A 5123-nucleotide genomic window follows, 5' to 3' on the forward strand; every position below is an offset into this window, starting at 1 on the left:
TAGTATACAATATAGGAACTTGATAAATCTAATATGAGAATAAATCTTCAAGATTTGGTTATGATTTTAATTATTCAACAGCTAAATTTGTATTATTTCTTTAGTTGTTAAAGTGAAATACTTCAGTGTATTTAAAAACCACTTTTAATCTATAAGCTTTAGTATCCAATAAAGCTTTACCTGAATAAAAATAAAGGCACATTTTTACTTTTATGAATGGGGCTTTGAGGAGGTAATAATAAACTGATAATAATCACTCTCAATACCACTCTGTTGTTCATCTGTTTCATCATCTTAAAAAAATAAGATCCTGCTATGAAATCATAGGTTTAATAGTTATCTATTAACAATTATGTATTCGTACTACTAAATATTTTTAGTATTGTCTACTGTAAAAATACTTCATAACTAAAAGTCAATTTTTTCTATTATGAACATGAATAGTTCTTACTATTTTAAAATAAATTGTTTTCCATTTGAAATATTTGTTTTCGTAAATGGAGTAGATGATCAAATAAATTTAAATTTTGACTGTTAATGTACCTTTTAAAAATTGTAATCCTACGGATAATATTTATTTCAATACATAGGGATCATAGAAAGATAAATAAAAGGTTTAGCTTTTATGTTAGTATCTTACGTCGAAAAAAACTAGAAACAGTGAGTTATTTAAAGCCGCCTAGATGATTATAATGAAAGTAAGTGATCTATACATATACCTTTGATATCAAATTAAGAGAGATGCGCCGCTTCTTGAAGAGAATGTTGTACATCATTCTGTACTACATCACAATTAATTAAAAAATATTTATTATTGTATGGATCTTTTTTCAACAATTTTCACTTGGAAAGTATTAGTAAAGCCAGAACGGTTACATGTTAACACTACTAATTTAGTGTACTTAAGACTTTTTTATAATACTTCCAAAGATTTTTTGTATAGGTGGGTGATTAGATATTATTTACCTTGATATTTAGGCTAATCTTAACACTTTCTTTTTAGTTGGCTTCCCACAATTTTTTCAAAAATTAATGAAGAAATAAATAAACATTATCGAAGTGGGTGAGAGGTTGATAAGCTATATTAGCGCTTTAGGCAGCCCTTTTCTAGGGAATTAATTTATCTTACCTTACGATTTTAAACTTCTTATTCATAGGATGATGTCAACTAATTTTAAGTAAGCAATCTTATATGCACTCTCGTTCGAGATTAAAGTATCGTATTTAATTTTGCAAGCTTGGCAACTGTTCTCTTTAGAGATTTTCAAGCTTTAAGTAAAAAATTTCGACTTTATAGATTTATTGATTTTTAATTTTTTCTAGAGTATAGTATTACTTTATAGTATTATAAAAAACAGTTATACTGAAGACGTAGAGCTATACCCATTCTTGCCCCCTCTTATTCAGGGGGGGTAAGAGTCAATATTATTTAAATTTAATTTTTAATATTAACACATTTGAGGTTAATATGTTGAGGAGTATGTATTATTATATAGTACTCGAAAAATAGATTTTTATTCTTAGGAGTAAAAACAAATAAAATAGTGATAAAACTTCTATTCGCCTCCCCTAAAAAATCAGATTTATTGTTTTCCCAGACGAGTTCAATTAGAATCGATACCTCGATAAATAAGAAAAATAATCAAACATATTGAATTAATGTAATTAATGTTGGTATATTTCTACTATGTAGATAATGTTTTTCATATCTTTAATACAATAAATCTTAGATAACTAATTCTCAGGTGTTAAGATAACAGGTAGTATTCAGTCTTTGTATAGACTTTATAGATTTTGAGTTAAGTTATTTTTAAATATCAAGGAAAGAAAGAGTGATAGATTGTGGGAATAATCTTCCATAAGCGATCCCTAGCCAATTTCTTCTTTTTTAAAAAAAATCATCTTTTATGCTTTTATGATGTATAATTTTATATCTATTAAATAAAAAATATTTTTAAAGGTAAAAAATCAGATAAAATTCTTTTTGTAAGATATACATTATAAATTTAAAGCTTTATTAAAAGTTCATTAAATAATTACTAGCCTAACAGCATAAACATTTAGTGGTTGTTCAACATTTAAATGATAATATAAATACGAGCTAGTTTTTGATTTATAATTTTAAAAATTTTCTATACTAAGAGAGGAAATTGATATTTAATTTTTCGAGAACCACTGCGTCTAAACTGCTAAATGCTGCCAGGATTAACTTTCAAAATAATCTTGATTTGTTCGTTTAAGCCTCATACTTGTTTATATTTTATAAAATAAAATTTCATAAACTAACGTAGAGAATAAACTGAGGTATCCCTCCACCAATAAAAATGTTATAAATGAAACTATCAATGATGAATAATATTCGTTTTTTTTGTGAGATCGATAAAATCAAACCTACAGCTAATTTTTTTCGGAAGAGAGTATGATGTAAGACGTGCGAATTAAAATTAAAAAAAGTATTTTTTGAAAAAAATCAGGTTATCTGGAAATACAAATTGAATGGAATAACGTACATCTTAAAATTGTATTATTTTTATCTCTGAATATGAAAATAAGCATTGAACATGAGTAAAAAACCAACCATTATCAATAAAACTGTCATTGCAAGAAGTAGATTATTTGAAATCGAAGAGTTACATCTGCGCTTTTCCAATGGAGAGGAACGCTATTTTGAATGTATTCATGGGCACGGGTGTGGTGCTGTAATGATTATTCCTCTGTTAGATAGCGAAACAATATTACTGGTTCGAGAGTATAGTATAGGAGTGAATGATTATGTGCTAGGATTCCCAAAGGGTAGTATTGAAAAAAGGGAAGAACTTTTATTTACAGCAGAGCGTGAATTAAAAGAAGAAATAGGCTATGGTGCCCGTAATATGTCGATTATCGCTTGTTTTAGTGCTTCTCCTGGATATTTAGATTCTATGATGCACATCATTTTAGCGACAGACCTTTATCCGGAAGCTATTCGTGGTGATGAACCAGAGCCCTTAGAGGTTATTCCGTGGAGACTTGATAAAAGAAATGAATTACTAGCTCATCCTGAATTTCATGAAGCACGAAGTATAGCTGCCTTATTTTTACTGGAGCATTCTCAGCATGATCAATGATTGGTATTAACAGATAGATTCGCTTATCAAATTCACGGAAAAGATGATAATACTTTATTAAACAAAGTAGATCTTTACTTACATATAAAATTTTGTATGAAAGATTATAGTTCTTAAAACTGAAATATATCAATTTTATCTAATGAGATTTCTTCCCATGAAGTTTAGAGTCAGTGGTAAGATATCACCATAGTAATATACTATACATACTCTTAATTAGTTATGTAGATCCTCTAAATATAGTAGATCATAGTAGATCCTTTAAATAGTACACAAAATTTTCTAGAGCGCTCGCTCTACAAATTCATATTAAAAAAGTATTAGCCTATCCGTTGAAGTAGTTTATATTCCTGTATAAAAAAGTATTATTTTACTCATCAAAAAACATAAGGTTTTTAAGTAGGTTGAGGATAAAGTTCCTCAATAGATTCATATCGTGGAAAATGAATTTACATTTTTTATTTATTATTTATTTAGATGAGTTTTAAATTCCCATTGGTTACTTTATCATCTCTTTAAAACTATTTCCGCTGCAAATCTTGTTCCATTAAATAAGTTCTCCAAAATTTTATTGGATCACCAAAACAAAAGAATAAGAGATTTATATCCTTATTTTCTTAATATCAGCGAATGAGGAATAACCTTAACTATGTAATGTATTTTAGAGGCAACTAGTGGTAGAATAGTAATTTAATTACTAAAAACTCTATAATATAATATTAATTCATCACTCACTCAGACCGCTTTTAATAGCACAAAGGGGGGTCACGGAGGGGGGATATTAAACAAAAATTGGAAATTATTGCATGATTAGAAACAAAGAAGAGAGAAAAGTGAGGAAGCATGTCAAAGTTGTAGTAACAGGTGCTGCCGGACAAATTGGTTATGCTTTATTGTTTCGTTTAGCTTCAGGTCAGGCATTTGGTTTAAATACCACCATTGATTTACATTTACTTGAAATCGAACCTGCGTTATCAGCCCTAACAGGGGTCGTCATGGAATTAGAAGATTGTGCTTTTCCATTATTACGTAATATTAAAGTAACTTCAGATCCTAAGGTTGCCTTTAACAATGTTAATTGGGCGTTTTTAGTAGGATCGGCGCCTCGAAAAGCAGGTATGGAGCGTAAAGATTTATTAAACCAGAATGGTGGAATTTTTGCTGCGCAAGGAAAAGCACTTAATGAAAATGCAGCAAATGATGTTCGCATTTTCGTTGTAGGTAATCCTTGTAATACTAATTGCCTTATTGCTATGAATCATGCTCCAGATATTTCTAATGATTGTTTTTATGCTATGACAAGGCTGGACCAAAATCGAGCTATTACTCAGTTAGCTCTTAAAGCTGAGGTAGAAGTGACGGCTATAAAAAATATGATTATTTGGGGAAATCATTCTTCTACTCAGTACCCAGATTTTTATCATGCTACGATTAATGGTAAGTTGGCCTCAGATATCATTCGTGATAAAAAGTGGTTGATGGAAGAATTTATTTCTCTGATTCAACAACGAGGTGTTGCTGTTATTAAAGCTCGAGAATCTTCTTCGGCTGCTTCAGCTGCTAATGCTGTGATTGATAGCATATGGAGTTTAATGAATACCACTCCTGTGGATGATAGTTATTCCATTGCTTTATGTTCACAGGGGCAATACGAGGTTGATGAAGGCTTGATTTTTTCATTTCCCTGCCGGACGGAGAACGGAATTATTAGAGTTATTGGGGAGATTACACATAATGAATTTGGTCATAAAAAAATTCAAGCAACTTTAAATGAGCTGCGTGCAGAACGTCATGCCGTGAAAGAATTAGGGTTAATTTAAACCTTAGATCCCTTTGATTCTTTATTTTCTTATTTTTTTGAACTATAAGTTCTCCCTTCTTTCGTTGTCTTTTGTATTGTTCAGGAGTAATTTTTGCTATATTTATGAATAAAATTTATGACTAAAAATTAAAACGTAATTAAATAAATTTTATTAAGAATATATTTAAACTGATAATTGCTTTTTTTCCTACTTA

Annotated in this window: 2 protein-coding genes; both read left to right on the forward strand. The window is 29.3% G+C overall.

From position 1 onward, the window contains the following. Positions 1-2561: 2561 nt before the first annotated feature. Complete coding sequence (nudE, locus tag CLERM_RS03290; RefSeq protein WP_102157168.1) at positions 2562-3107, forward strand: ADP compounds hydrolase NudE; 546 nt, start codon at positions 2562-2564, stop codon at positions 3105-3107. An 833-nt stretch (positions 3108-3940) separates the two neighbouring features. Beyond that, positions 3941-4927: a malate dehydrogenase gene (locus CLERM_RS03295; RefSeq protein WP_102157169.1), complete on the forward strand. Its 987-nt coding sequence runs from the start codon at positions 3941-3943 to the stop codon at positions 4925-4927. Positions 4928-5123: the final 196 nt, after the last annotated feature.

It is taken from the genome of Coxiella-like endosymbiont, from assembly GCF_002871095.1.
Taxonomy (GTDB): domain Bacteria; phylum Pseudomonadota; class Gammaproteobacteria; order Coxiellales; family Coxiellaceae; genus Coxiella.

Excerpts from the sequence above, each read along its gene's own strand:
- nudE (WP_102157168.1), top strand. The coding sequence starts at position 2,562 with ATGAGTAAAAAACCAACCATTATCAATAAAACTGTCATTGCAAGAAGT.